Below are 25212 nucleotides of genomic sequence, written 5' to 3'. Positions count from 1 at the left end.
AGCGGCCGCCCTGCCCCGGCCGTTTGTCAGGCGATATCCAGCACTGGGAACGACTTGACCAGATCGTCCAGCGCCTTGATCTGCGTGAGGAACGGCTCCAGCGCGGCCAGCGGCAACGCACTGGGACCGTCGCAACGGGCATTGTCCGGGTCCGGATGGGCTTCCAGGAACAGGCCGGCAATGCCGACCGCCATGCCGGCACGGGCCAGCTCCACCACCTGACGGCGACGGCCACCGGAGGCTTCGCTCCCCGCGTCGCGACGCTGCAGGCTGTGGGTGACGTCGAAGATCGCCGGCAGGCCGCCGGTGGCCTCGATCATCTCGCGGAAGCCGAGCATGTCCACCACCAGGTTGTCGTAGCCGAACTGGGCGCCGCGCTCGCACAGGATGATCTGCTCGTTGCCGGCCTCGCGGATCTTGCTGACGATGTGCTTGATCTGCGAAGGACTCAGGAACTGCGGCTTCTTGATGTTGACGGCACGGCCGGTGCGGGCGATGGCGGTGACCAGGTCGGTCTGCCGGGCCAGAAATGCGGGGATCTGCAGCACGTCCACCACTTCGGCCACCGGCGCGGCCTGGTGCACCTCGTGCACATCGGTGATCACCGGCACACCGAAACGCTGCTTGACCTGTTCGAAGATGCGCAGCCCTTCTTCCAGGCCGACGCCGCGGAAGGAGGTGATCGAGGAGCGGTTGGCCTTGTCGAACGACGCCTTGAACACATACGGAATCCCCAGGCGACGGGTGACCTCCACGTAGCGTTCGGCGGCATACAGGGTGGAATCCAGATCCTCCAGCACATTGAGCCCGCCAAACAGCACAAAGGGCAGGCTGTTGCCGACCACCACTGCATCCGAAATCGTCACGTTCATCTGTCTTTCCTGTTCAACACCGGGGAAACCCCTGCCAAGGGTGGCGAATATGGCCGAAAACGGTCGCGAGCAACAGCATGGGGCGCGCCTGCGAACCGCAACCGCCGCGACCGGCACACCGCTCTGCCCGGCGGCACGCAACCGCCCCCGCACCGGATCCGGCCCACGCGGGGCCAGCGGTTCACTCTGATACTATGTGCCGCTCATCCCGTCGCCCCCGCAGCACCCTCCGACGGCACCAAAATCACGTTAAGAAACAGGAGTTTGAATGTCTTCCGAGCTTCTCAAGGCTTTGGGTCTGGGTGCCACCAATGCGGGCACCTACCTGGGCAACGGGGAATGGTCTGCCGCCACCGGCGCGGGCGTCCTCAAGCCGCAGAACCCGACCACCGGCGAGGTCATCGCCGAGGTACAGGCCACCACCGAGGCCGATTACGAAACCGTGATCGCCCGCGCCCAGGAAGCCTTCAAGGTCTGGCGCACCACCCCGGCCCCGCGCCGCGGCGAGGCCGTGCGCCTGTGCGGCGAGGCGCTGCGAAAGCACAAGGACGCACTGGGTTCACTGGTCGCGCTGGAAATGGGCAAGTCCAAGCCCGAGGGCGACGGCGAAGTGCAGGAGATGATCGACATCGCCGACTTCGCGCTGGGCCAGAGCCGCATGCTGTACGGCTACACCATGCACTCCGAGCGCCCGGGCCACCGCATGTACGAGCAGTACCAGCCGCTGGGCCTGGTCGGCATCATCTCGGCGTTCAACTTCCCGGTCGCGGTGTGGGCCTGGAATTCGTTCCTGGCGGCGATCTGCGGCGACATCTGCATCTGGAAGCCGTCCAACAAGACCCCGCTGACCGCCATCGCCTCGATGAAGATCTGCAACGAGGCCCTGAAGGACGCCGGCTTCCCGGACCTGTTCTTCCTGATCAACGACGCCGGCACCGCGCTGTCGGAAAAACTGGTCGATGACCGCCGCATTCCGCTGATCAGCTTCACCGGTTCGACCGCCATCGGCCGCATCGTCGGTGAGCGCGTCGCCCGTCGCCTGGGCCGCAGCCTGCTGGAACTGGGCGGCAACAACGCCATCATCCTGGACGAAACCGCCGACCTGAAACTGGCCGTGCCGGGCATCGTGTTCGGTGCGGTCGGCACCGCCGGCCAGCGCTGCACCACCACCCGCCGCCTGATCGTGCACGAATCGATCTACGACAACGTGCTGGCCACCCTGATCAAGGCCTACAAGCAGGTCGAGGGCAAGATCGGCGATCCGCTGGATGCGACCAACCTGATGGGCCCGCTCAACAGCCCCGAAGCGGTGCAGCAGTTCCTGGCCTCGATCGCCAAGGCCAAGGCCGCTGGCGGCACCGTGGAAACCGGTGGCACCGCGATCGACCGCCCGGGCAACTTCGTGCTGCCGGCCATCGTCACCGGGCTGAGGAACAGCGATGAGGTCGTCCAGCACGAAACCTTCGCGCCGATCCTGTACGTGATGAAGTACAGCACCCTGGACGAAGCCATCGACATGCAGAACGGCGTGCCGCAGGGCCTGTCCTCGTCGATCTTCACGACCAATCTGAAGGCGGCCGAGAAGTTCCTGTCCGCGGCCGGCAGCGACTGCGGCATCGCCAACGTCAACATCGGCACCTCCGGCGCCGAGATCGGCGGTGCGTTCGGCGGCGAGAAGGACACCGGCGGTGGTCGCGAGTCCGGCTCGGATGCGTGGAAGGTCTATATGCGTCGCCAGACCAACACCATCAACTACTCCGACTCGCTGCCGCTGGCCCAGGGCATCAAGTTCGACCTGTGATGCACACGGCTCCCGCCCTGGCGGGAGCCATGGTCCTGTCGCGGACGGCTCCACCGTCCGCTTTCCACATCTGAAATGGAGTTTCGCGATGAGCATCCCCGCCCCCCGCCAGACCAGCAGTTACGCGGTGATCAGCCTGGTGGCCGGCATCCTCGGCTGGACCCTGCTGCCCGTCCTGGGCAGCCTGGGCGCGATCATCTTCGGCCATATGGCACGCGGCGAGATCCGCCGCAGCAACGGCCAGCTCGATGGCGACGGCCTGGCGGTCACCGGCCTGGTACTGGGCTGGCTGTCGGTGGCGCTGTGGGTGCTGGGCATCCTGGCCTTCATCGTGTTCTTCGGCGGGTTGGCGTGGATCGCCGCGCTGAATTACTGAGACGGGCATGCGCCAGGCCGCTCCAACCGAACGCTTCAGCAACACGGCGGCGGACCCTCTCCGCTACCGGCGGGGATATCCGCCGGCGCTGCGGGACGGGTTGTCTTGCGCGCCCGATCTTCCTGCGGAAGCAGCGGTGGCCGCTGCCAGAGCCGCTCCGGGCGCTGCGGCACCGGCCCCCTTGGAAGCTGCAGGGCCAGCGGATTTCCTCGTGTTGCTCCTCCGTCACATGCCCATGCGGGATGCATCGCGGCAGCTGTGCGGCGATCCCGCCGTGGATGGCAAGGTCGCCATCGGATATCAAACCCGCGCCTTCATCGGCACGTTGAACTGAGCCTATGTATTCACTAGCCCGCCCGTTCCTGTTCTCCCTCGACGCCGAGCGCGCCCATGGCCTCGGCCTGTCCGCGCTGGATCTGGCCTGGCGCACCGGCACCACGCCGCTGATCACCGGCCGCGTCAAGCCGCTGCCGACCAAGGTGTTCGGGCTGGAGTTTCCCAACCCGGTGGGGCTGGCCGCCGGCCTGGACAAGAACGGTGAACATATCGACGCGCTGTTCGGGCTGGGCTTCGGCTTTGTCGAGATCGGCACCATCACCCCACGTCCGCAGGCCGGCAACCCGAAGCCGCGCCTGTTCCGGCTGCCGCGTCATGGCGCCATCATCAACCGCATGGGCTTCAACAACCGCGGTGTGGATGCGCTGGTGCGGAATGTCGAGCAGACCCGGCACCGTCCGGGCCCGCTGGGCATCAACATCGGCAAGAACAAGGACACCCCCAACGAGGATGCGCTGTCGGACTACCTGATCTGCATGGAGAAGGTGTATCCGCTGGCCGACTACATCACCGTCAATATTTCCTCGCCCAATACCGCCGGGCTGCGCGAGCTGCAGGAGGAGCAGGCGCTGCGGCGACTGGTCGGCGGTCTGCGCGAGGCGCAGGAACAGCTGGCGGGCAAACACGGCAAGCGCGTGCCGATGCTGGTCAAGATCGCCCCGGACCTGAGCGACCGCGACATCGATGGCGCGGCGCGGGTACTGGGCGAGCTGCAGGTCGATGGCGTGATCGCCACCAACACCACCATCGGCCGGGCAGGCGTGGAAGCCGACCCGCTGGCAGCCGAGGCCGGCGGTCTGTCCGGTGCGCCGCTGCTGGGCCAGTCCACGCTGGTGCTGCGGCGGATGCGTGCGCGCCTGCCCGAATCGATACCGCTGATCGGCGTGGGCGGCATCCAGTCCGGCGCCGACGCGGTGGCCAAGATGGCCGCCGGCGCATCACTGGTGCAGTGCTACAGCGGACTGATCTTCCGTGGTCCGGCGCTGATCGGCGATTGCGTGGAAGCGATCCGCCGCCGGCGCGAAGCCCCCTCCCGAGGCGCGGTCGCTCCCCTATGACCAATGCTGTTCCCGCCTGGTCGTTGCACCAGAACGCTTCCCTGCGGCCCCTCAATACCTTCCACGTCGACGCCCGCGCGGCCCGCCTGCTGCGGGTGTCCGATCCGCAGGCGCTCCCGGAGGCCCTGGCCAGCGTCGCCGGCGCCCCGCTGCTGGTGCTGGGCAGTGGCAGCAATGTGCTGCTGGCCGCCGATCCGCAGGCCACGGTGCTGGTGTTCGACAACCGCGACCTGCACATCCTCGAGCACCGCGCCGACCACGCCATCGTGCGCGCCGGTGCCGGCGTGATCTGGCATGAGCTGGTGCTGTGGTCGCTGGCCGAAGGCCTGTCCGGACTGGAGAATCTGGCGCTGATTCCCGGTACCGCCGGTGCGGCGCCGATCCAGAACATCGGCGCCTACGGCGTGCAGGTGGGCGAGTTCATCCATACCGTCGAAGCCTGGGATACGCAGAAACAGGGGTGGGTACGGCTGGACCAGGACGCCTGCCGGTTCGCCTATCGCGACAGCGTGTTCAAGGCCGAGGCCGACCGCTACCTGATCACCGCCGTGGAGTTCCGCCTGCCCTTGCTGCATGAGCTGCGGCTGGACTATGCCGGCATCCGCGAAGAGCTGCAGGCGCAAGGTATCCAACAGCCGGTATCGGCTGATGTGGCCAATGCGGTGATCGCCATCCGCCGCCGCAAGCTGCCCGATCCGGAGGTGCTGGGCAACGCCGGCAGCTTTTTCAAGAATCCGATCCTGCCGCTGGAACAGGTGGAGGTGCTGCTGCAGCACTACCCCGCCCTGCCCGTGTTTCCGGGCAACGACGCAGCCAGCCGCAAGGTGTCGGCCGCCTGGATGATCGAGGCCAGCGGCTGGAAGGGCCGGCGCGAGGGCGATGCCGGCGTCTCGCCGGACCACGCGCTGGTACTGGTCAACCATGGCCACGCCACCGGTGCCGAACTGCTCGCGTTCGCGCGACGTGTTTCGGCAGCGGTGCTGGAGAAGTTCGGCGTACCGATCGAACCGGAGCCACGGCTGATCGGCGCACAATGGTGAGCATCACCGCCGCAAGCCGCGCGACTCCCGCACCGCTGCGCGCGGCGCTGCTGATGTTTGCCAGCGCGATGGCGTTCGGGCTGATGGCCATCGCCATCCGCTACGCCACCGGCCATGTGCCGACCCAGGAAGTGGCGTTCTTCCGCAACGGCTTCGGCCTGCTGGCGCTGCTGCCGGTCCTGCTGCGCCCAGGCCACGGCTCGCTGCGTACACAACAGCTGCCGCGCTACTTCCTGCGCAGCGCCATCGGCCTGGCGTCGATGCTGTGCGGCTTCTGGGCCATCGGTCACCTGCCGCTGTCGCAGGCCATCTCGCTGTCCTACTCCACGCCCTTGTTCGTCACCATCGCCGCGGTACTGTGGCTGGGCGAGAAAGTCCGCGTCCGGCGCTGGGCGGCGGTGATCGCCGGCTTCATCGGCGTGCTGGTGATCGTGCGCCCGGGAGTGTCAGGCTTCCAGGCCGGGAGCCTGATCGCCGTCGCCGCCGCCATGCTCAGCGCCCTGGTCGCGATCCAGATCAAGCAGCTCACCCGCGTCGACGGCCCCGACACGGTGGTGTTCTACACCTATGTATTCTGGGTGCCGCTGTCGTTGGTGCCGGCACTGTTCGTCTGGGTCTGGCCGTCGCTCACCGGCTGGCTGTGGCTCGTCGCCACCGGCGTGCTGGGCACGGTGGGACAGCTGTTCTGGACCCGCGCCCTGAAGCTGGGCGAAGTCTCCGCACTGACCCCGATCAGCTTCACCCAGCTGCCGCTGGTGGTGACGCTGGGCTGGCTGCTGTTTGGCGAAGTGCTGGATGGCTGGACGGTCGCAGGGGCACTGATCATCCTCGGCTCCAACGCCTATATCGCCCACCGCGAGGCGGTACTGGCCCGCAGGGCGGCCCCGCACGCCGCCTGCACCAGCGGCAAGCTCGACGGATAGACCCCTTCTTGGCTGGGCGCTGAAGGCCCTGCAACCACGCCGTATCCGCTGAGGCGGCATGCCCCCTCATGCCACCCGGCCGACGCCCGCGGCCGCAGCGTGCTCCAACACGGAGGCCGGACAGAGTTCAGCGCCTCTCCAACCGCATGCCGAAGGTGATCCATGCCGCCGCTTGGCGCCTGCCGCCTGGCGGGCCGGCGCGCTGCGGAAAACATCCCCAGCTCAACCACACACCCGGTTGCGCCCGCTGCGCTTGGCTTTGTAGAGCAGCAGATCGGCGCGGCTGATGAGTTTTTCGTGATGGGTCAGCCCGACACGGTCGGCGACGCCGATGCTCACCGTCATTGTGAATCCGGGGGCAAAAGCGGAGGTGTCGATGGCGGTCACCGCCTGGCGCAACGCTTCGCACCGTGCCAGCGCCTGCTCGCGCGCAAGACCGGGAAACAGCAGCGCGAACTCCTCGCCGCCCCAGCGCGCCACAAGCACCTCATCGCCGGCATGCGCGCGGATCGTGTCGGCAGCGGCGCGCAGCGCTGCATCGCCGGCGGTGTGCGAGTAGCCATCATTGATGCGTTTGAAGTAATCCAGGTCGGCCAGCGCCAGCGCCAGCGGCGTCCCTTCCGTTGCGGCCCTGTCAAAGTCACGCGCGAGCGCTTCGTCAAAGGCGCGACGGTTCATCAATCCCGTGAGTGCATCCTCGCGCGCCTGTCGTTCGAATGCCTCGGCCTGGACGCGCAGATCGCGGGTACGCTCCTCCACCTGCGTGCCGAGACGGCGCTTGGCCGCCTGCAGGGCGTGCACGCGCCAGCGATACCAACCGTACAGCGCAAGCAGGGCCACCCCCGCCAGGCCGAGCCGGAAATCGCGGCGCTGCAGCAGCCGGGGCTGGATATGCAATGCGATGCGCGCCTCCTCGCGGCTCCAGCCCCCATTGGGATGGGCGGCCGATACGCGGAATACGTAATGGCCGGGGTCGAGGTTGGTGTACTGCGCAAAACGCAATGCGCCGCGCTCGACCCACTCCGGATCGAAGCCGTCGAGCCGGTAGCGATAGCGGATTTTTTCTGGAATCAAATAGCTCAGGCCGGCGAAATGCAGCTCGAGCTTGCGCGTGCCCGGTGGCAGGCGAAGCTCGGCCTGCAGCGGCACGGGACGATCATCCACGCGCACTTCCTCAATGACCACTGGCGGCGGCATGCGGGTAAGTTCGTGGATGCGGCCCGGCCCGGTCATCGCCAGTCCCCCGGCGGTGGCGAACCAGAGCTTTCCATCCGCGGTGCGCCACGCAGCCGGCCCGGAATTGCCGTTGTTCTGGGCACTCACCAGACCATCGCTTTCGTCGAACCATTCCACCTCCAGGCCCGATTGCCGGCCATCGGCCACGGCGTCCAGAGCCTGTCGCGCCACGCGCAACATGCCGCGGTTGGAGGTTAGCCAGAAATGATCCTCGCCGTCGGCCAGTACCTGGAAGATCTTGGCCACCGGCAATCCCTGCCCGGTACCAATCAGGCGCATCTGTCCGTCGCGGAGGCGGATCAATCCCTGGTTGGTCGCCAGCCACAGCGTGCCGTCATCGGTTTCGTGCAGGCCGAACACGTTGCTGGCGCCGAAATCGCGCAGCGGGTAAGCGCGGACATGCTCGCCGTCGATCTGCGCCAACCCGTTGGAAGTGCCGACCCACAGCACGCCATGGCGATCCTGGTGCAAAGCGATGATGAAGTCACTGGGCATGCCCTGGGCCAGGGTGTAGTGCCGCACACCCCGCGCGTCGACCCGGTTCAAGCCGCGCGAGGTGCCCACCCAGAGGGTGCCGTCCGCGGTTTCCAGCAGGGCGCGCACCTGGTTGCCGGTCAACCCACTGCGGCTGTCGAGATGGCGGCGCACGCGACCATCCCACAGCACCGCGCCGTGACTGTAGCTCCCCACCCAGACACCGCCTGCGCGCGACCTGCCGAGACTGAGCAGGGAATCACCGGGCAGGCCGTTGCGGCTGCCGGCTGCACTGAAACGACCATCACGCAGCCAGCCCAGGCCATCACTGGTGGCAACCCACAAGGTGCCCTGCGCATCGGCCAGCACACTGCGCACATAGGCGTTGGGCAAGCCGTCCTGCAGGCCGAACGTGCTGAAAGGCGCGTTGCGAAGGCGCACAAGGCCGCCGTTCGTACCGACCCACAGACTGTGTTCGCGGTCCTCCCAGATTGCGGAAATCTGTTCATTGGGCAGGCCGTTGGCATTGCCGATGCGCTCCAGCCCATAGCTCCGGCTGTGGCGATACAGACCGGTGACGGTGCCCAGCCAGGCGGTTCCATCGGCCTCCACCATGATGCGGGTCACATTGGAGGGCGGCAGGTCCGGCGCCAGTGGTACAAACCGTTCGCCGTCCTGCCGCCACGCCCCCTGCTCCATGCCGACATGGATGCGGCCATCCGGCCCGCAGACCACGGTGAACGCCTGTCCGGGCGGCAGACCCTCCGCCGCACCCAGGGCCACAAAACGCTTGCCTGAAGAGCGCGCCACACCACCGGCAGTGGCGACCCAGATCGTACCGTCGTCCGCCTGCAGGAGCTTCAGCACGGAATTGCCTGGCAAGCCGGCATCGACATCGAAGCGCGTGATCGCACCATTGCTGCCGACATGCAACACGCCGCTGCCATGGGTTCCCACCCACAGCCCGCCATCTCGGTCCTCCACCAGATCAATGACCTGGTCCTGCGGCAGGGCTTCGCTGCCCGGCCAGGCACTCCAGCGCCCGGCGTGATAACGCACCACGCTGCCGCCCGCTGTCCCCAGCAGCAAGCCACCATCGCGTGCCACCCGTACGACCAGCACACTGCTGTCGCGCAATTCCGGCACCGCCCGCTGGTCGAAGATGCGGAAGTCGATTCCGTTGTAGCGGACCACACCTTCCCAGGTGGCGAACCACAGGTAGCCGTCCGGTGTCTGCGCGATGCCGTGGATCAGGTTGTGCGGAAGCCCTTCGCGCGTGGTCCATACTTCCCTGAAGTAGCCGTCAAGCGGCCTGGGCGCCAGGCTCAGCGCCGGCCACGGAACCAGACAGAGCATGCACAGCAGGAGCACACCGCACAGCCGCTTCCAATGCGCGAATCGCCAGCTGTGCTCCCGAGCGTGCCCGGACGGGAAACGCACACAGGACTTGCCACCCTGATCGAACCCGTTGCGCGAGGCAAAGGCGTCATGCGGCATCGGGTTCCACCTGTTCGGCCATAAGGAAATGATCACCATAGTAAAGCCGTGCGGCCAATAGATCCGGCATCGACAAACACCACGGACGCGACCGACGCTCTGGGTGCGGCGTCGCTCTGCTGACGATATTCAACCCGCCGCCCGCAGGTCCGCCGCATAAAGCAACGCCCCTGACGGGGCGTTGTGTGCGGCTGATTCAAACGCGGCAGGCCACCGGGGCTGGCACCGGAAGGATCACTCCCACTCGATCGTCGCCGGCGGCTTGCCGGAGATGTCGTAGACCACGCGCGAGACGCCACGCAGCTCGTTGATGATGCGGTTGGACACGCGGCCGAGGAAATCGTATGGCAGGTGCGCCCAATGCGCGGTCATGAAGTCGATGGTCTCCACTGCACGTAGCGCGATCACCCACTCGTAAGCACGCGCATCGCCGACCACGCCCACCGACTTGACCGGCAGGAACACGGCGAAGGCCTGGCTGGTCTTGTCGTACAGGTCCGCGGCACGCAGTTCTTCGATAAAGATCGCATCGGCCTTGCCCAGCAGTTCGGCGTACTCGCGCTTGACTTCACCGAGGATGCGCACGCCCAAGCCCGGGCCCGGGAACGGATGGCGATAGACCATTGCACGCGGCAGGCCGAGCTCGACGCCGAGGCGACGCACTTCATCCTTGAACAGCTCGCGCAGCGGCTCGACCAGCTTGAGCTTCATGTCTTCCGGCAGACCGCCCACGTTGTGGTGGCTCTTGATGACGTGTGCCTTGCCGGTCTTGCTGCCGGCCGACTCGATCACGTCCGGATAGATCGTGCCCTGCGCCAGCCACTTGGCGTTGCTGAGCTTGTTCGATTCTTCATCGAAAATCTCGACGAACAGGTTGCCGATGATCTTGCGCTTGGCTTCCGGATCACTGACGCCTTCCAACGCCTTGAAGTAGCGGTCGGCTGCGTTCACTCGCACGACCTTGACGCCCATGTTCTCGGCCATCATCTGCATGACCTGGTCGCCTTCCTGGAAGCGCAGCAGACCGGTGTCGACGAACACGCAGGTCAGCTGGGTGCCGATGGCCTTGTGCAGCAGCGCTGCGACCACCGAGGAATCCACACCGCCGGAGAGGCCCAGGATCACTTCATCGCTGCCCACCTGCTCACGCACGCGGGCGATCTGGTCGTCGATGATGTTGGCGGCGGTCCACAGCGTGGCGCAGCCGCAGATCTCGGTGACGAAGCGCTTCAGCAGCGCCGAACCCTGCCTGGTGTGGGTCACTTCCGGGTGGAACTGCACGCCGTACCAGCGCTTTTCCTCATTGGCCATCGCGGCCACCGGGATTCGGTCGGTCACGGCGGTGACGGCGAAGCCTGGCGGCACGTGGGTGACGTGGTCGCCATGGCTCATCCACACATCCAGGCGCGGCTCGCCGCCGTGGTCGGACAGGCCGCCCAGCAGTGCGTCATTGCCCAGCAGCTTGACCTCGGCATGACCGAACTCGCGCTGGTCGGCGGCTTCGGTGCCACCGCCCAACTGCTTGGCCATGGTCTGCAGGCCGTAGCAGATGCCCAGCAGCGGTAGGCCGCTGTCGAACACTTCCTGCGGCGCAGCCGGCGCGCCGGGCAGCGTGGTGGTTTCCGGGCCGCCAGACAGGATGATGCCCTTGGCACCAAAGGCGGCGATCTCGGCCGGATCGTGGTCCCACGCCCAGATTTCGCAATACACGCCAAACTCGCGGATGCGGCGGGCGATCAGCTGCGTGTACTGGGCGCCGAAGTCGAGGATGAGGATCTTGTCGTTATGGATGTTGGTCATGTCGCCAATGCAGGTGCAATTCGGAAAACGGATGGCGGATACGAAAAGAGGGACACGCGAACGTCTCCCTCTTTGCGTCGGACTGGATCAGCCCATGCGGTAATTCGGTGGCTCCTTGGTGATCTGCACGTCGTGGACGTGGCTCTCACGCTGGCCGGCGCCGCTGATCTTCACGAACTTCGGCTTGGTGCGCATTTCTTCGATGGTGCCGCAACCCACGTAGCCCATCGTGGCGCGCAGACCGCCCATCAGCTGATGGACGATGCCACCGACCGGACCGCGGTAGGGCACGCGACCCTCGATGCCTTCGGGCACCAGCTTGTCGGCATCGGCCGAATCCTGGAAGTAGCGGTCCTTGCTGCCCTTTTCCATCGCCGCCAGCGAGCCCATACCGCGATAGCTCTTGTAGCTGCGGCCCTGGAACAGCTCGGTCTCGCCCGGCGATTCCTCGGTACCGGCGAACAGGCCGCCGATCATCACCGTCGAAGCACCGGCGGCCAGCGCCTTGCCGATGTCGCCCGAATAGCGGATGCCGCCATCGGCGATCAGCGGAATGCGGTCCTGCAGCGCCTCGGCCACCAGGTCGATTGCGGTGATCTGCGGCACACCCACGCCCGCCACCACACGCGTGGTGCAGATCGAGCCCGGACCGATACCGACCTTGACGCCATCGGCGCCGCAGTCCAGCAGCGCCAGCGCCGCATCACCGGTGCAGATGTTGCCGCCGATAACCTGCACGCCCGGGAAGTTCTTCTTCACCCAGCGCACGCGGTCCAGCACGCCCTGCGAGTGGCCGTGCGCGGTATCCACCACCAGCACGTCGACACCGGCGGCGACCAGCGCCTCGACGCGGCGATCGGTGTCACCGCCCACACCGACCGCGGCACCGACCAGCAGACGGGTCGAGGTGTCCTTGGCGGCGTTGGGGTTGTCGGTCTTCTTCTGGATGTCCTTGACCGTGATCAGGCCGCGTAGTTCAAACGCGTCATTGACCACGAGCACCTTTTCGATACGGTTCTTGTGCAGCAGCTGCAGCACTTCATCCGACGCGGCGCCTTCCTTGACCGTGATCAGGCGATCCTTCTTGGTCATGATGTGGCGGACCGGATCGTCCAACTCGGTCTCGAAGCGCATGTCACGGTGGGTGACGATGCCGGCCAGCTGGCCGCCGCCATCCACCACCGGCACGCCGGAGATGTTGTGGGCCTGGGTCAAGGCCAGCACGTCGCGGATCGAAGTTTCCGGGCCGACGGTGATCGGGTCGCGGATCACGCCGGACTCGAACTTCTTGACCTTGACCACTTCGGCCGCCTGCTGCTCGAGGCTCAGGTTCTTGTGGATGATGCCAATGCCGCCGATCTGGGCCATCGCAATGGCAAGACGGGCTTCAGTGACGGTATCCATGGCCGCCGAGACAACCGGAAGCTTCAACCGCAGATCGCGCGTCAGGCGCGTGCCGAGATCGACGTCCTTGGGCAGGACGATGGAATGGGCGGGGACGAGCGAAACGTCGTCGTATGTGAGTGCTTCAGCCTGGATGCGCAGCATCGGCGTACCCGATATGTGGGGAAGCGCGACATTTTACCCTTGTTTGCGCGCCGATGTCAGGGGGACGCAGGGGGCAACGCTGCAAATCAGCGTTGCACGGCCCCGCCTCCTCGACCTCGGTTCAGCCGTTGGCCTCGGCCGCCTCGATCGTGTTCTGCATCAGCGTGGCCACGGTCATCGGACCGACGCCGCCGGGCACCGGGGTGATCCAGCTGGCCCGCTGCGCGGCCGCCTCGAAACCGACATCCCCCACCAGGCGGCCATCGTCCAGGCGATTGATGCCCACATCGATCACCACCGCCCCCGGCTTGACCCACTCGCCGGGAATCAGCTGCGGGATCCCCACCGCGACCACGAGGATGTCGGCATTGCGCACCGCCTGCTCCAACACCTCGCGCGGCGTGAACTTGTGGCAGCTGGTCACGGTGCAGCCGGCGATCAGCAGCTCCAGCCCCATCGGCCGGCCGACATGGTTGCTGACTCCGACAATGGTGGCGTTGCGGCCACGCACCGGCTGGTCGGTATGGCCCAGCAGGGTGGTGATGCCCCGCGGCGTGCACGGCCGCAGGCCGAACTGGCGCAGGGCCAGATGCCCGACGTTCTCGGGGTGGAAACCGTCCACATCCTTGCGCGGATCGATGCGCTGGATCAGCCGGCTTGCATCGGGGATGCCGGGCAGCGGCAGCTGGATCAGGATGCCGTGGATCTTCGGGTCGGCATTGAGCTGGTCGATCAGCGCCAGCAGCTGCGCCTCGGTGGTGCCCTCGGGCATGTCGTAATCGAAGGCCTCGATGCCGACCTTCTCCGCCGCACGGCGCTTGTTGCGCACGTACACGGTCGAGGCCGGATCGCCCCCCACCAGTACCACCGCAAGCCCGGGGCGCGAACGCCCGGCCGCCAGGCGCGCATCCACCCGCAGTTTCAGATCATCAAGCAGCTCCTCGGCGATACGGCGGCCGTCGAGGATGCGGGAAGTCGCCACGGAGGCGTCAGCGGAAGCGGTCATGGGCGTGGGGGCAGCGGCAGGGACCGGGTATTGTCCCTGATTCCGCCATGCCCGACACCTGCCCTGAGCGCAGGATCAGCCGCGCCGGGAACAGAACGCCGCGTAGTCGATATAACCGGGAAACTCCATGCCCGGTGCACATACCGGGCACGCCGGATCGGCATGCACGCGGGTTTCGCGGAAGCGCATCTGCAACGCATCAAAGCGCAGCAGCCGTCCGGTCAGCGGCTCACCGATACCCAACAGCAGCTTCAACACTTCCGCAGCCTGCATCACCCCGGCCAGACCGGGGAGTACGCCGAGCACCCCCGCCTCGGCGCAGTTGGGCGCGAACTCCGCCGGCGGCGGCGCCGGGAACAGGCAGCGATAGCACGGCGCACGCCCGCGCTGCCGGCCGGCATCGAACACACTCACCTGCCCGTCAAAGCGCTCGATCGCGGCATAGACCAGCGGCGTGGCGTGCTTGATGCACGCGTCATTGAGCAGGTAGCGCAGCGGGAAATTGTCCGAGCCATCCAGCACCACGTCCACATCCCGCATCAGCGTATCGATGTTGTGGGAGGTGACCCGCTGCGGGATCGCCTCCACCTCGATATGCGGATTCAGCGCCAGCAAACGCTCACGCGCCGAGACGACCTTGGGCTGGCCAACGCCGGCATCGGTATGGATGATCTGCCGGTGCAGATTGCTGCGCTCGACAACGTCGTGATCGGCGATCCGCAGATGACCCACGCCCGCAGCCGCCAGATAGAACGCTGCCGGCGCGCCGAGCCCGCCCGCCCCCACCACCAGCACGCGCGCATCGCGCAGACGGCGCTGCCCTGCCTCCCCCACCTGCGGCAAGAGCAGGTGGCGCGAATAGCGGTCATAGAAATCGCGCTCACCAGCATCCAGCAGCGGCTGCACCAGCGGCAGGCCGGCCTCCCGCCACGCCACCGTGCCACCGGCAACCGATGCCAGCCGGGTGTATCCGGCCGCCTGCAACGCGGCCGCCGCATCGGCCGAGCGTCGGCCGCTCTGGCAGATCAGCAGGATCTCCCTGTCCTGTGAAGGCAGATGCCGGGACGGCGCGGCCAGCAGTTCGTCTTTGGCAATCCCCAGCGCGCCTTCGGCCATACCGCCGGCGCGCTCGTGCGCCTGACGCAGGTCGATCAGCAAGGCACCGGCAGTCTGGCGCGTACGCGCCTGTTCAGGGGAAAGTTCGCAAATGCTCATGGCGTGATTATCCGCCAAGCCCGCCATTGACGCAGGAACCGGCAATGCACCCTCAGACTCCACCATGGCCAATCCAGGCAGCGCCAGCAACGACCAGTAAAAAAGGGCGCCCCATGGACGCCCTTTTTCCTACTTTCCCCTCACATGCTTCATCAGGCGCCGCTTGGCCTTGACCTGGCGTTCGGTGAGGACGTTCTTCTTGCCTTCGTAAGGGTTGGTGCCCTCGCGGAAGATGAACTGCACCGGCGTGCCCACCAGCTTGAAGCGCTTGCGGAAAAAGTTCTCCAGATACCGCTTGTACGACTCTGGAAGATCCTTCAGGCGCGTGCCATGGACGATGAAGGTAGGCGGATTGCTGCCGCCCGGGTGCACATAGCGCAGCTTGGACACGTGGCCACGAATGGCCGGCGGCGGGTTGGTTTCGTACGCGATCTCCAGCGCCCGATTCACCTCGCTGGTGCTGAATTCCATCGTCGCAGACGCATGCGCCTGATGGATCGCACGAAACAGCTCCCGCAACCCCGAACCATGCTGGGCGGAGATACGCACCACTTCAGCCCACGGCACGAAGCTCAATTTGCGCGACGTCAAGGCTTCCGCCTGCTCGCGCTGGTATTCGGTCAAACCATCCCACTTGTTGATCGCAACAACCAGCGCACGACCGGCATCCAGCACCGCACCCAGCACACTGGCATCCTGATCGGTAACGCCCTCGGTGGCGTCCAGCATCAGAACGGCAACCTGGCACTGTTCGATCGCCTGCAGTGTTTTGACGACGCTGAATTTCTCCACGACTTCATCCACCCGGCCTTTGCGGCGCAGGCCTGCGGTATCGATCAGGCGGTACTCGCGGCCGTCACGCTCCATGTCCACCGCGATCGAATCGCGGGTGGTGCCGGGAACTTCGGAGGCGATCATGCGCTCCTCGCCCAACAATCGGTTGACCAGCGTGGACTTGCCCACGTTCGGGCGCCCGACAAAAGCGATACGCATGCGACCCGGATCATCGTCCAAGGTCTCGGTCGTCCCCTCTTCCGGCAAGCGCTCGACCACCTCGTCCAGCAGGTCATCCAGGCCCTGACGATGGGCCGCCGAAACGGTCAGCATTTCGCTGAAACCGTAACGGGAGAATTCCGAGCGGACGGTATCTTCGTTGGTACCGTCGATCTTGTTGATCAACAGCAAGGTCGGCCGCGACAGCTTGCGCAGCCACGATAGAATTTCATCGTCCAGCGCCGAGGTACCCTCGCGGGCATCGACGACAAACAGGATCAGATCGGCTTCGCCTGCGGCAGCACGTGCCTGCCGGGCGGTCGCGCCGGCAAGACCTTCCTCATCACCTGCGATACCGCCGGTATCGACGATCAGGAACGGTTTGTCCTCGTTGAGACGACAGACACCGTAATTACGGTCACGCGTAACACCGGGCTGGTCATGGACCAGCGCGTCCCGGGTGCGGGTGAAAGCATTGAAAAGGGTGGACTTGCCGACATTCGGCCGTCCGACCAGGGCGACCAAGGGCAGCATCGCTTTTACTCCTTATTGGGCCAACCGGAATGCGGTCAGCTTTCCATCCACGTTCTGCATCAGCAGAATTCCGTCAGCCACCAAAGGCTGTGCCCGGAGCGCATCGCCCCCGGCCTTCTCGCGGGCAGCCAGTTCGCCGTTGTCCAGGCGCAACCAATGCAGATAACCCTTGTAATCACCCACCACCGCGTAGTCGCCGTGGATGGCCGGACCGGTCACCGAGCGGCGCCCCAGCGCCTGCTGCGACCACATCGCTGAACCGGACATCTTGTCCAGCCCGTAAACCACGCCCTTGCCATCGGTGACCACGACATTGCCTGAGGACACCGCAACACCGCCAGCGCCACCGTGATCGCGGGACCACAGCGGACGCCCGGTCGGGCCCTCGATGGCCAGCGTCTGGTTCTTGAAGCTGCTCACATACAGCGTATTGCCTTCCAGCACCGGGGCCCCATCGACATCCGATATGCGCTCCAGCTCGGTACGCCCTTCCGGCGCACCTACCATCTGCTCCCACAGTGGACGACCGTCCTGCATCGCCAACGCCGCCACGGTGCCGTCATCGTTGCCGATGAACAGCACGCCCGGACCGGCAACCACCGGCGCATTGCCGCGCACGGTCAAGGCAGGCAACTCCTGCGAGTTGAACCAGCGCTGCTCGCCAGTGCCGGCGTCGAACGCGGTGGTACGCCCATCATTGCTGCGCACGAATACCAGACCCTGCGCAACCGCAGGTGCCGTGATCACCTCACCCGGGACTTTGGCCGTCCACTTCTCGGCACCAGTGCTGGCGTCGAGTGCGATCACCTTGCCGTCCAGCGTGCCGATGACCACCACACCTTCGCCAGCGCCCGGACCGCCGGAAAGACGGAGCTTGGGCTTCTTCTTTTCCTTGGCCGGGACGTATTCCCAGATTTCCTTGCCGCTCTGCAAATCCAGCGCATGCACACCGCCCTCTACGGCCGCCGCGTAGACACGGCCATCGGCGACGACGGGCGCCTGGCGCAGGCCAATCCGGCCCTCGCCCTTGCCAACATTCACCGACCAGATCTTGCTGACACTGGCCGTCGGCTCGAACTTGGCCAGCTCCATCGGCTCAAGCGCTTTCTTGGCCTCGGCATCCTTCCCGGCAAACCAGCCCTTGACCGTGGAGCAACCGGCCAGCGCCATCGCCATCAGCGCCACACCTGCAACTTGCTTGAGCTTCATCAGTTCTTCTCCGCCGCAGGGTCGGTCACAGTGCCACCAGCATCAGTCAGCTTGGTTTCCAGCAGACGGCGCTGCGGAGCAGCGACATCCAGCTTGGCCAGCGCCTGGCTGTACAGATCCCGCGCGTCATCACGCTTGCCCTGCGCCATCAGCGCGTCAGCGCGAATCTCCAGAGCCGCGCTGTCATCTGCCGGGCCCAGCAGCACCAGCGCATCTTCCGGCTTACCGGTTTCGATCAGCAGCCGGGCAATACGCTGGTCAATCAATGCCTTGAACTCGCCTTCGGCGTTCAGCCCACGCAGCGTCTTGATCGCATCCTCAGGCTTGCCGGCCTCGACCTGCGCTTTGGACAGCTCCAGCGCGGCCAGATCGGCATAGATCCCGGCCTTGCCACCTTCCAGTGCCGCGACTTCCTTCACAGCCTCGCCGAGATTCTTGGACTGCAGACTGCGCAGAACAGACTCATAGCGGGTATTGGCCTCGGCGAGCTTGCCCACCTGGTCCTTCTGCCACCACTGCCAACCGTAGATGGCAGCAATACCCAGCACTACTCCGGCAAAAATTCCAAACCCATTTTTGCGAAGCCAGGTGCGGACACGTTCACTTTGTTCGTGCTCGTCGAGCAGGTCGTCAATCGCCATGCGTACTCTCGCCCCACTTTTCCGGGGAGCATTGTTGTTTTAGTTGGATGCCACGTTTCAGTACGAAACCGGCGCCACGGATCCGTCAGAGGATACCGTAAAGCGGGCCACATTGCCGCGCTTGTAGGGCGTCAGATCGACGCTGCCCGAGGCCTGTCGAACCGCGACCTCGGCCGCATTGCCGAGCTTCATGCGCCCGACCTGCCCGATATCGAAGCTGCGTATCTGCCCGGCGGGAATCAACCCCTTTTCCACGACGGAACCGTCGGGTGCAAGAATCTCCACCCAACTGTCCCCCTTGAAATCCAGCGTCAGCGTCGCGGCAGGGGCCGAGGCCGCATTTCGCGCAACCGGGGCCATCGAGGCGATATAGGGAGCGCGCTTGGGCGCGCTGCCGCCCACCGGAGCAGGCACCGCCTGCCCGCCTGCAGCCGCCTGCGGCGACGCCGTGGACGCCGCCTCGGGCATTACATCCAACGAAGCGGTACTGGGCGGGGTGTCGACCAGTTTGCCCTGGAAGGCAAACCACACCGGAACCGCGAGCACCGCGGTGATCACTCCGTAGACCGCCCGACGCCCCAGACTCTCCGCCATACGCTTGAGCCGCGGCGTGTGCATGTGGCTGACCAGTGCCGGCGGTTCGATCGGTGCCATCATCGCCCGCTGCAGGGCCTCGCCGATATCCACCTTCAACAGCCTGGCGTAGCTGCGCAGCTGACCACGCACGAACACGGGCGCACCGAGACGCTCCCACTGTTCACATTCGAGCGCTGCGACCACCTGAGCCGGCATACGCAGCTGACCAGCAACCTGTTGTATCGACAGCCCTGCCGCCTCGCGGGCCCGGCGAAGCTGCTCACCACACCCCACCACACCTTCAAAAGCGTTCACACCTGGATCATTGATCACAATGCACTAGCCTTGGGGATTCGAGGCCGCTGTCGAGGGAAACTCCTCGCGCAGCCGCTGTTGGTATCGACCGGCGGCACTCCTGTCGCCCAGCCGCTCTTCAATCTGAATGGCAATTTGTAACACGGAAACCGTGGCCGGCGCAGCCGCAAGACGCCGCTGATAGAAGGCCCGCGCCTCGAAATAGCGCCCCCGGGCGTACTCGCTGCGTGCCATCGACTCCAGCGCATACGCGTTGTCAGGCGCCAAGGCCAGCGCCTGGCGGAGATCGCGCTCGGCACGTTCGCGCTGCCCCGCATCCAGCGCACAGCCCCCGGCATTGGCCAGTGCATCGGCCCGTGCGGCGTACGCCGGATCCGCCAGCGCCCTGTCGAACCAGACCAGCGCTTCTGCCGGATGACCATTGCCGCACAGCCAGGCGCCGTAGTTGTTGGCCACATCGCCCTGCTTCGGCGCCAGCTCGGCGGCCTTGCGATACAGCTCTCCGGCGGCCGCCGGATTGGCCCTGTAGCCTTCGATCACCGCCTGTACGGTGTAAGCATCCGGAACCGAGGGCTCCAGCTTTTGCGCGGAGCGGGCGTATTTGAGTGCGTCGTCGAGCTGGTTGCGTCCCAGCCGGTCACCGGACAGACGCAGCAACTCCTGATATTGAATGCGCCGACGCGCCTGCTTGTCATCGCGCAGATCGTACTGCGGCGCGACCTGCTCGATGCGCCGAACCGTTCCCGTCCTGGAATCGCGACCATGCCCGCAGCCGGTAACCAGCACTGTGGCGACCAGCAGCATCAGCAGGCGATCAAGCAACGACATCTCCGTTTTCCTGCGCCGCAAGCAGACGGTTGAACTCGGCCTGGCGACGGGTGCGGTCCATCACCTGCCCCTTGAGCTGGCCACAGGCCGCGTCGATATCATCGCCACGGGTACGGCGCACCATCGTCAACACGTGCGCATCAAGCAGGATCTTCTGGAAAGCGCGAATCTGCTCTTCGTCAGAGCGCTCGTAGCGCGTTCCCGGAAACGGATTGAAAGGAATCAGATTGACCTTGCCCGAATCCTTGGCCTGCACCGCGTTGTCGAACTGGCGCATCAGCCGCGCCAGCTGGCGGGCGTGCTCGGGCTGGTCGTTGATGCCCTTCATCAGGGTGTATTCAAAGGTCACCGAATCGCGCTTCTTGTTGCCGCGCAGGTAACGCGCGCAAGAAGCCATCAGCTCGGCAATCGGGTACTTCTTGTTGAGCGGCACCAGTGTCTCGCGCAGCTCATCGTTGGGTGCGTGCAGGGAAACGGCCAGCGACACATCGCTCTCGACCGAGAGACGGTCGATCTGCGGTACCAGGCCGGACGTGGACAGGGTAACGCGCTTGTTGGCCAGGCCATAGCCTAGGTCATCGCGCATGATGCTCATCGCACGCACGACGTTGTCGAAATTCATCAACGGCTCGCCCATCCCCATCATCACCACATTGGTGAGACGACGCATCTGGTGCGGCACATTGCCCAGGTGACGGGCGGCAACCCACACCTGGCCGATGATCTCGGCGGTGCTCAGGTTGCGGTTGAAACCCTGGGTGGCGGTGGAGCAGAACGTGCAGTTCAAACCGCAACCGACCTGCGAGGACACGCACAGCGTGCCGCGGGTCTTGTCGGGGATGTACACGGTTTCGATGGCGTTCTTGCCATCCACCCCCATCGCCAGCAGCCACTTGTGGGTGCCGTCGACCGAGGGCTTGTCGAACACGATATTCGGGACGACGACCTCGGCATGCTGCTGCAGCTTGGCGCGCAGCGCCTTGCCGAGGTCGGTCATCTGGTCGAAATCGGTGACGTAGCGGTGGTGGATCCACTTCATCACCTGATGGGCACGGAACTTCTGCTCGCCGAGGGTTTCGACGAAGAACGTTTCCAGGCCCGCGCGATCAAGGTCGAGCAGGTTCTGCTTGCCAGCGCTGGATGCCGTTTTCGGCAACGGCTGGATGGCGGGTGTCTGTACGACCTCGTTCACGACTTCAACCTCTGCTTAGCGCGAAACCACTTCGGTGGCAGCGAAGAAATAGGCCACTTCGATGGCTGCGTTCTCGACCGAATCCGAACCGTGGGCGGCATTGGCGTCGATCGAATCAGCGAAATCGGCGCGGATGGTGCCCGGCGCAGCGTCCTTCGGGTTGGTGGCGCCCAGCAGGTCACGGTGGGCCAGCACGGCGTTCTCGCCTTCCAGGGCCTGGATCATCACCGGGCCGGAGATCATGAACTCGACCAGGGCGTTGAAGAACGGACGCTCGCGGTGCACGGCGTAGAAGCCTTCGGCTTCACGGCGCGAGAGCTGCTTGTACTTGGCAGCCACGATCTTCAGGCCGGCCTTTTCGAAGCGGGCGTAGATTTCACCGATCACGTTCTTGGCGACGGCGTCGGGCTTGATGATGGAAAGAGTGCGCTCGAGCGCCATGGGAATTCTCCGGTATATGGGCCGGTCGGCCCGAGGGTACATGAAAAAAACCCGCGTGCGGACGCGGGCTTAGCTTGGATTGCGGTGGGTAATTCTACCGGTTGACCCCGGCGTTTGCACAGCGGCGGATGAACGATGCTGCATGGCAGCATGACCGGAGCCCGGGCACAGGCGTAGGATTTAAACAATCGTTTGATTGATTGAGCCGCCATGGGCAAACCCGCCAGCTTTTCCACCAAGGACCGGATTCTCGGCGCAGCCGAGGAACTGTTCGCCCAGTACGGCTTCGCCGGCACGTCGCTGCGCCAGGTGACCAGTCATGCCGATGTCAACATCGCCGCGGTCAACTACCACTTCGGGTCCAAGGACAACCTGGTCAATGAAGTGTTCCGCCGCCGCATGGACGAGATGTCCGCCGCCCGCCTGAGCCAGCTGGAACAGGCGCGCACCGCCCATCCCGGCGAGTTGCGCCCGGTGCTGGCCGCTTTCGTCGAGCCTGCGCTGGCGATGGCCCAGGACCGCCAGAGCGGCGGCGCCTTCGTCCGCGTCATCGCCCGCGCCTATGCCGAGAAGAACGACAACCTGCGCAAGTTCCTGTCCGACCACTACGGCCACGTGCTGCGCGAGTTCGGCAAGGCCATCGGCGCCTGCGTGCCGGGCCTGAGCAAAGAGGAACTTTATTGGCGCCTGGATTTCCTGGCCGGTTCGCTGACCTACGCCATGGCCGATTTCGGCCTGATCAAGCGCCCACACAACATCAGCGAGGCCGCCCATCGCAGCAAGGCCGCGCAGGAACTGATCCATTTCGCCGAAGCCGGCTTCCGCGCCAGTGCGCGCGCGCCGGATTCAACCTCCCTCACCTGATCCACCCGTCCTCGCAGATCAAAGGTTTATCGATATGTCCAATTCCCTGATTGTCCGCCGCGCCGCCGTCCTTGGCGCAGGCGTCATGGGTGCGCAGATCGCCGCCCACCTGACCAATGCCGGCGTCGACACCGTGCTGTTCGACCTGGCCGCAAAGGAAGGTCCTGCCGACGGTATCGTGCTCAAGGCCATTGCCAACCTCGGCAAACTGAGCCCGGCGCCGCTGGCCAGCAAGGCGCTGGCCGAGGCCATCACCCCGGCCAACTACGACTCCGGCCTGGAGCAGCTGCGCGACTGCGACCTGATCATCGAAGCCATCGCTGAACGCATGGATTGGAAGCAGGACCTGTACAAAAAGATCGCACCGTTCGTGAACGAACACGCGGTACTGGCGTCCAACACCTCAGGCCTGGGCATCAACAAGCTGGCAGACGTGCTGCCGGAAGAACTCCGCCACCGCTTCAGCGGCGTGCATTTCTTCAACCCGCCGCGCTACATGCACCTGGCCGAGCTGATCCCGGCCAAGACCACCGACAAGGCGGTGCTGGAAGGCCTGGAAACCTTCCTGACCACCAACCTCGGCAAGGGCGTGGTCTACGCCAAGGACACCCCGAATTTCATCGGCAACCGCATCGGCGTGTTCTCGATCCTGTCGACCATCCACCACACCCAGCAGTTCGGCCTGGGCTTTGACGAGGTGGACGGCCTGACCGGCCCGCTGGTCGGCCGTCCGAAGTCGGCGACCTACCGCACCTCGGACGTGGTCGGTCTGGACACCATGGCCCACGTCATCAAGACCATGGGCGACACCCTGCCTGACGACCCGTGGCACAAGTACTTCCACGCGCCGGCTTGGCTGGGCGCACTGATCAGCAAGGGTGCACTGGGCCAGAAGACCGGCGCTGGCATCTTCCGCAAGGTCGGCAAGGACATCATGGTCATCGACCTTGAAAAGCAGGATTACCGTCCTGCCGACCGCGCCGCTGCGCCGAAAGTGGTCGAGATCCTGAAGATCAAGAATCCGGCCGAGAAGTTCGCCAAGCTGCGCGAAAGCCAGCACCCGCACGCGCAGTTCCTGTGGGCGACGTTCCGCGACCTGTTCCACTACAGCGCTTACCATTTGGCCGATATCGCCGAAACCGCGCGCGACGTCGACCTGGCCATCCGCTGGGGCTACGGCTGGTCGCTGGGCCCGTTCGAGACCTGGCAGGCAGCTGGCTGGAAGCAGGTGGCACAGTGGATCGCCGACGACATCGCCGCCGGCAAGAGCATGAGCAATGCGCCGCTGCCGGCCTGGGTGCTGGACGGCCGTGACGGCGTGCACGCTGCCGAAGGCAGCTACAGCCCGTCGCAGAATGCCCTGGTGCCGCGTTCCTCGCTGCCGGTCTACCAGCGCCAACGCTTTCCGGACGCACTGCTGGGCGAGAAGTTCGCGCCGGGCGAAACCGTGTTCGAGAACGACGGCATCCGTCTGTGGACCGACGGCGATGGCATCGGCGTCATCAGCTTCAAGACCAAGATGAACACCGTCTCCGACCAGGTGCTGGACGGCATCCAGCACGCCATCGGTCTGGCTGAAAAGCAGTTCAAGGGCGTGGTGATCTGGCAGAACAAGGAGCCGTTCTCGGCGGGCGCCGACCTGGCTGGCGCACTGGGTGCACTGCAGGCCGGCAAGATCGCCGAATTCGAGGCGATCGTGGCCAACTTCCAGCGCACCAGCCAGCGCATCAAGTACGCCACCGTGCCGGTGGTGACCGCGGTGCGTGGCCTGGCCTTGGGCGGCGGTTGCGAATTCCAGATGCATGCGGCCAAGTCGGTGGCGGCGCTGGAAAGCTATATCGGCCTAGTCGAAGCCGGCGTCGGCCTGCTGCCGGCCGGTGGCGGCCTGAAAGAAATCGCCGTGCGCGCCTCGCAGGCGGCCGGCCCGGACGGCGACGTGTTCGCCGAGCTGAAGAAGACCTTTGAAACCGTGGCCATGGCCAAGGTCTCCAATTCAGCGGTCAACGCCAAGGAACTGGGCCTGATGCGCGGCACCGACAAGGTGGTGTTCAACAGCTTCGAGCTGCTGCACATCGCCAAGGCTGAAGTCACCGCGCTGGCCGAAGGCGGCTACCGTCCGCCGCTGCCGGCACGCCGCATCCGCGTGGCCGGTGACGTGGGCATCGCCACCTTCAAGATGATGCTGGTCAATATGCTCGAAGGCCGCTTCATCAGCCCCTACGACTACGAGATCGCCGAGCGTATTGCCACCGTGCTGTGCGGCGGCAACGTCGATCGCAACAGCGTGGTCGACGAAGAGTGGCTGCTCACCCTGGAGCGCAAGCACTTCGTCGAACTGGCCCAGCAGGAAAAGACCCAGGCCCGCATCGCGCACATGCTCAAGACCGGCAAGCCACTGCGGAACTGAGTGAGCGTGCCTCGGGGTGGCGCTGCCAGC

General features: G+C 65.5%; 20 protein-coding genes. 7 read left to right on the top strand and 13 right to left on the bottom strand.

Annotated elements, in window-relative coordinates:
* Nucleotides 1-26: 26 nt before the first annotated feature.
* Nucleotides 27-872 carry a 3-deoxy-8-phosphooctulonate synthase gene (gene kdsA / locus ACVOMC_RS08045; RefSeq protein WP_057506341.1) on the bottom strand — a complete coding sequence of 282 codons (846 nt, stop codon included), beginning with the start codon at nucleotides 870-872 and terminating at the stop codon, nucleotides 27-29.
* A gap of 268 nt (nucleotides 873-1140) precedes the next feature.
* On the opposite strand from kdsA, the gene amaB reads away from it, so the two are divergent.
* The 5 genes from amaB (at nucleotide 1141) to ACVOMC_RS08020 (ending at nucleotide 6406) form a co-directional block, all read left to right on the top strand.
* Nucleotides 1141-2673, top strand: coding sequence for an L-piperidine-6-carboxylate dehydrogenase (gene amaB, locus ACVOMC_RS08040; RefSeq protein WP_481523531.1), 1533 nt, complete (start codon nucleotides 1141-1143; stop codon nucleotides 2671-2673).
* 88 nt (nucleotides 2674-2761) lie between these two features.
* On the top strand, nucleotides 2762-3049 hold the full coding sequence (locus ACVOMC_RS08035; protein ID WP_481523530.1) for a DUF4190 domain-containing protein: 288 nt from the start codon (nucleotides 2762-2764) through the stop codon (nucleotides 3047-3049).
* A gap of 338 nt (nucleotides 3050-3387) precedes the next feature.
* Nucleotides 3388-4443: a quinone-dependent dihydroorotate dehydrogenase gene (locus ACVOMC_RS08030; protein WP_057506343.1), complete on the top strand. Its 1056-nt coding sequence runs from the start codon at nucleotides 3388-3390 to the stop codon at nucleotides 4441-4443.
* Complete coding sequence (gene murB, locus ACVOMC_RS08025) at nucleotides 4440-5483, top strand: UDP-N-acetylmuramate dehydrogenase (RefSeq protein ID WP_481523529.1); 1044 nt, start codon at nucleotides 4440-4442, stop codon at nucleotides 5481-5483. Before ACVOMC_RS08030 ends, murB begins: the two co-directional genes overlap by 4 nt.
* A gap of 35 nt (nucleotides 5484-5518) precedes the next feature.
* Complete coding sequence (locus ACVOMC_RS08020) at nucleotides 5519-6406, top strand: DMT family transporter (RefSeq protein ID WP_096144962.1); 888 nt, start codon at nucleotides 5519-5521, stop codon at nucleotides 6404-6406.
* Nucleotides 6407-6628: 222 nt separating this feature from the next.
* On the opposite strand, the gene ACVOMC_RS08015 is transcribed toward ACVOMC_RS08020, so the two are convergent.
* The 12 genes from ACVOMC_RS08015 to ndk form a co-directional block, all read right to left on the bottom strand.
* Entirely contained in the window at nucleotides 6629-9472 is a 2844-nt protein-coding gene (locus ACVOMC_RS08015) for a ligand-binding sensor domain-containing diguanylate cyclase (RefSeq protein WP_481523528.1), read from the bottom strand.
* A 375-nt stretch (nucleotides 9473-9847) separates the two neighbouring features.
* Nucleotides 9848-11413 (bottom strand): glutamine-hydrolyzing GMP synthase, encoded by a 1566-nt coding sequence (guaA, locus tag ACVOMC_RS08010; RefSeq protein ID WP_481523527.1) that lies wholly within the window; start codon nucleotides 11411-11413, stop codon nucleotides 9848-9850.
* Between the two features lie 87 nt (nucleotides 11414-11500).
* A complete protein-coding gene (guaB, locus tag ACVOMC_RS08005; protein WP_481523526.1) occupies nucleotides 11501-12961 on the bottom strand; it encodes an IMP dehydrogenase in 1461 nt (486 codons plus the stop codon).
* Between the two features lie 121 nt (nucleotides 12962-13082).
* Nucleotides 13083-13967 (bottom strand): bifunctional methylenetetrahydrofolate dehydrogenase/methenyltetrahydrofolate cyclohydrolase FolD, encoded by an 885-nt coding sequence (folD, locus tag ACVOMC_RS08000; protein ID WP_481523525.1) that lies wholly within the window; start codon nucleotides 13965-13967, stop codon nucleotides 13083-13085.
* Nucleotides 13968-14042: 75 nt separating this feature from the next.
* Complete coding sequence (gene moeB, locus ACVOMC_RS07995; RefSeq protein ID WP_481523524.1) at nucleotides 14043-15182, bottom strand: molybdopterin-synthase adenylyltransferase MoeB; 1140 nt, start codon at nucleotides 15180-15182, stop codon at nucleotides 14043-14045.
* Between the two features lie 129 nt (nucleotides 15183-15311).
* The gene (gene der / locus ACVOMC_RS07990) at nucleotides 15312-16709 is read right to left on the bottom strand and encodes a ribosome biogenesis GTPase Der (protein ID WP_481523523.1); all 1398 of its coding nucleotides are present in this window, start codon (nucleotides 16707-16709) and stop codon (nucleotides 15312-15314) included.
* A gap of 12 nt (nucleotides 16710-16721) precedes the next feature.
* The gene (gene bamB, locus ACVOMC_RS07985; protein WP_481523522.1) at nucleotides 16722-17918 is read right to left on the bottom strand and encodes an outer membrane protein assembly factor BamB; all 1197 of its coding nucleotides are present in this window, start codon (nucleotides 17916-17918) and stop codon (nucleotides 16722-16724) included.
* Entirely contained in the window at nucleotides 17918-18559 is a 642-nt protein-coding gene (locus tag ACVOMC_RS07980) for a YfgM family protein (RefSeq protein ID WP_481523521.1), read from the bottom strand. Before ACVOMC_RS07980 ends, bamB begins: the two co-directional genes overlap by 1 nt.
* Nucleotides 18560-18616: 57 nt before the next feature.
* Nucleotides 18617-19468, bottom strand: coding sequence for a helix-turn-helix domain-containing protein (locus tag ACVOMC_RS07975; RefSeq protein ID WP_481523520.1), 852 nt, complete (start codon nucleotides 19466-19468; stop codon nucleotides 18617-18619).
* A gap of 6 nt (nucleotides 19469-19474) precedes the next feature.
* Nucleotides 19475-20254 carry a type IV pilus biogenesis/stability protein PilW gene (gene pilW / locus ACVOMC_RS07970; protein ID WP_481523574.1) on the bottom strand — a complete coding sequence of 260 codons (780 nt, stop codon included), beginning with the start codon at nucleotides 20252-20254 and terminating at the stop codon, nucleotides 19475-19477.
* 10 nt (nucleotides 20255-20264) lie between these two features.
* Nucleotides 20265-21470, bottom strand: coding sequence for a dual-specificity RNA methyltransferase RlmN (rlmN, locus tag ACVOMC_RS07965; RefSeq protein WP_481523519.1), 1206 nt, complete (start codon nucleotides 21468-21470; stop codon nucleotides 20265-20267).
* A gap of 15 nt (nucleotides 21471-21485) precedes the next feature.
* Complete coding sequence (ndk, locus tag ACVOMC_RS07960; protein WP_054656861.1) at nucleotides 21486-21911, bottom strand: nucleoside-diphosphate kinase; 426 nt, start codon at nucleotides 21909-21911, stop codon at nucleotides 21486-21488.
* A gap of 210 nt (nucleotides 21912-22121) precedes the next feature.
* Between ndk and ACVOMC_RS07955 the strand changes: the two genes are divergently transcribed.
* Together ACVOMC_RS07955 and ACVOMC_RS07950 are read left to right on the top strand one after the other, a co-directional pair.
* A complete protein-coding gene (locus tag ACVOMC_RS07955) occupies nucleotides 22122-22775 on the top strand; it encodes a TetR/AcrR family transcriptional regulator (RefSeq protein WP_481523518.1) in 654 nt (217 codons plus the stop codon).
* 34 nt (nucleotides 22776-22809) lie between these two features.
* Entirely contained in the window at nucleotides 22810-25182 is a 2373-nt protein-coding gene (locus tag ACVOMC_RS07950) for a 3-hydroxyacyl-CoA dehydrogenase/enoyl-CoA hydratase family protein (RefSeq protein WP_481523517.1), read from the top strand.
* Nucleotides 25183-25212 lie beyond the last annotated feature (30 nt).

The organism is Stenotrophomonas sp. STEN014 (assembly GCF_056760315.1).
Note: the sequence above shows the minus strand (reverse complement) of the source record. Positions and strands in the feature narration are given on the sequence as shown.

Bases quoted from the DNA above. Each gene is read 5' to 3' on its own strand.
- ACVOMC_RS07950 (WP_481523517.1), top strand. From the start codon at position 22,810: ATGTCCAATTCCCTGATTGTCCGCCGCGCCGCCGTCCTTGGCGCAGGC.
- ACVOMC_RS08035 (WP_481523530.1), top strand. From the start codon at position 2,762: ATGAGCATCCCCGCCCCCCGCCAGACCAGCAGTTACGCGGTGATCAGC.
- ACVOMC_RS07980 (WP_481523521.1), bottom strand. From the start codon at position 18,559: ATGGCGATTGACGACCTGCTCGACGAGCACGAACAAAGTGAACGTGTC.
- kdsA (WP_057506341.1), bottom strand. From the start codon at position 872: ATGAACGTGACGATTTCGGATGCAGTGGTGGTCGGCAACAGCCTGCCC.
- ACVOMC_RS07955 (WP_481523518.1), top strand. From the start codon at position 22,122: ATGGGCAAACCCGCCAGCTTTTCCACCAAGGACCGGATTCTCGGCGCA.
- guaA (WP_481523527.1), bottom strand. From the start codon at position 11,413: ATGACCAACATCCATAACGACAAGATCCTCATCCTCGACTTCGGCGCC.
- moeB (WP_481523524.1), bottom strand. From the start codon at position 15,182: ATGAGCATTTGCGAACTTTCCCCTGAACAGGCGCGTACGCGCCAGACT.
- bamB (WP_481523522.1), bottom strand. From the start codon at position 17,918: ATGAAGCTCAAGCAAGTTGCAGGTGTGGCGCTGATGGCGATGGCGCTG.
- ACVOMC_RS08015 (WP_481523528.1), bottom strand. From the start codon at position 9,472: ATGCTCTGTCTGGTTCCGTGGCCGGCGCTGAGCCTGGCGCCCAGGCCG.
- ACVOMC_RS08030 (WP_057506343.1), top strand. From the start codon at position 3,388: ATGTATTCACTAGCCCGCCCGTTCCTGTTCTCCCTCGACGCCGAGCGC.
- amaB (WP_481523531.1), top strand. From the start codon at position 1,141: ATGTCTTCCGAGCTTCTCAAGGCTTTGGGTCTGGGTGCCACCAATGCG.
- pilW (WP_481523574.1), bottom strand. From the start codon at position 20,254: ATGCTGCTGGTCGCCACAGTGCTGGTTACCGGCTGCGGGCATGGTCGC.
- guaB (WP_481523526.1), bottom strand. From the start codon at position 12,961: ATGCTGCGCATCCAGGCTGAAGCACTCACATACGACGACGTTTCGCTC.
- ndk (WP_054656861.1), bottom strand. From the start codon at position 21,911: ATGGCGCTCGAGCGCACTCTTTCCATCATCAAGCCCGACGCCGTCGCC.
- der (WP_481523523.1), bottom strand. From the start codon at position 16,709: ATGCTGCCCTTGGTCGCCCTGGTCGGACGGCCGAATGTCGGCAAGTCC.
- murB (WP_481523529.1), top strand. From the start codon at position 4,440: ATGACCAATGCTGTTCCCGCCTGGTCGTTGCACCAGAACGCTTCCCTG.
- folD (WP_481523525.1), bottom strand. From the start codon at position 13,967: ATGACCGCTTCCGCTGACGCCTCCGTGGCGACTTCCCGCATCCTCGAC.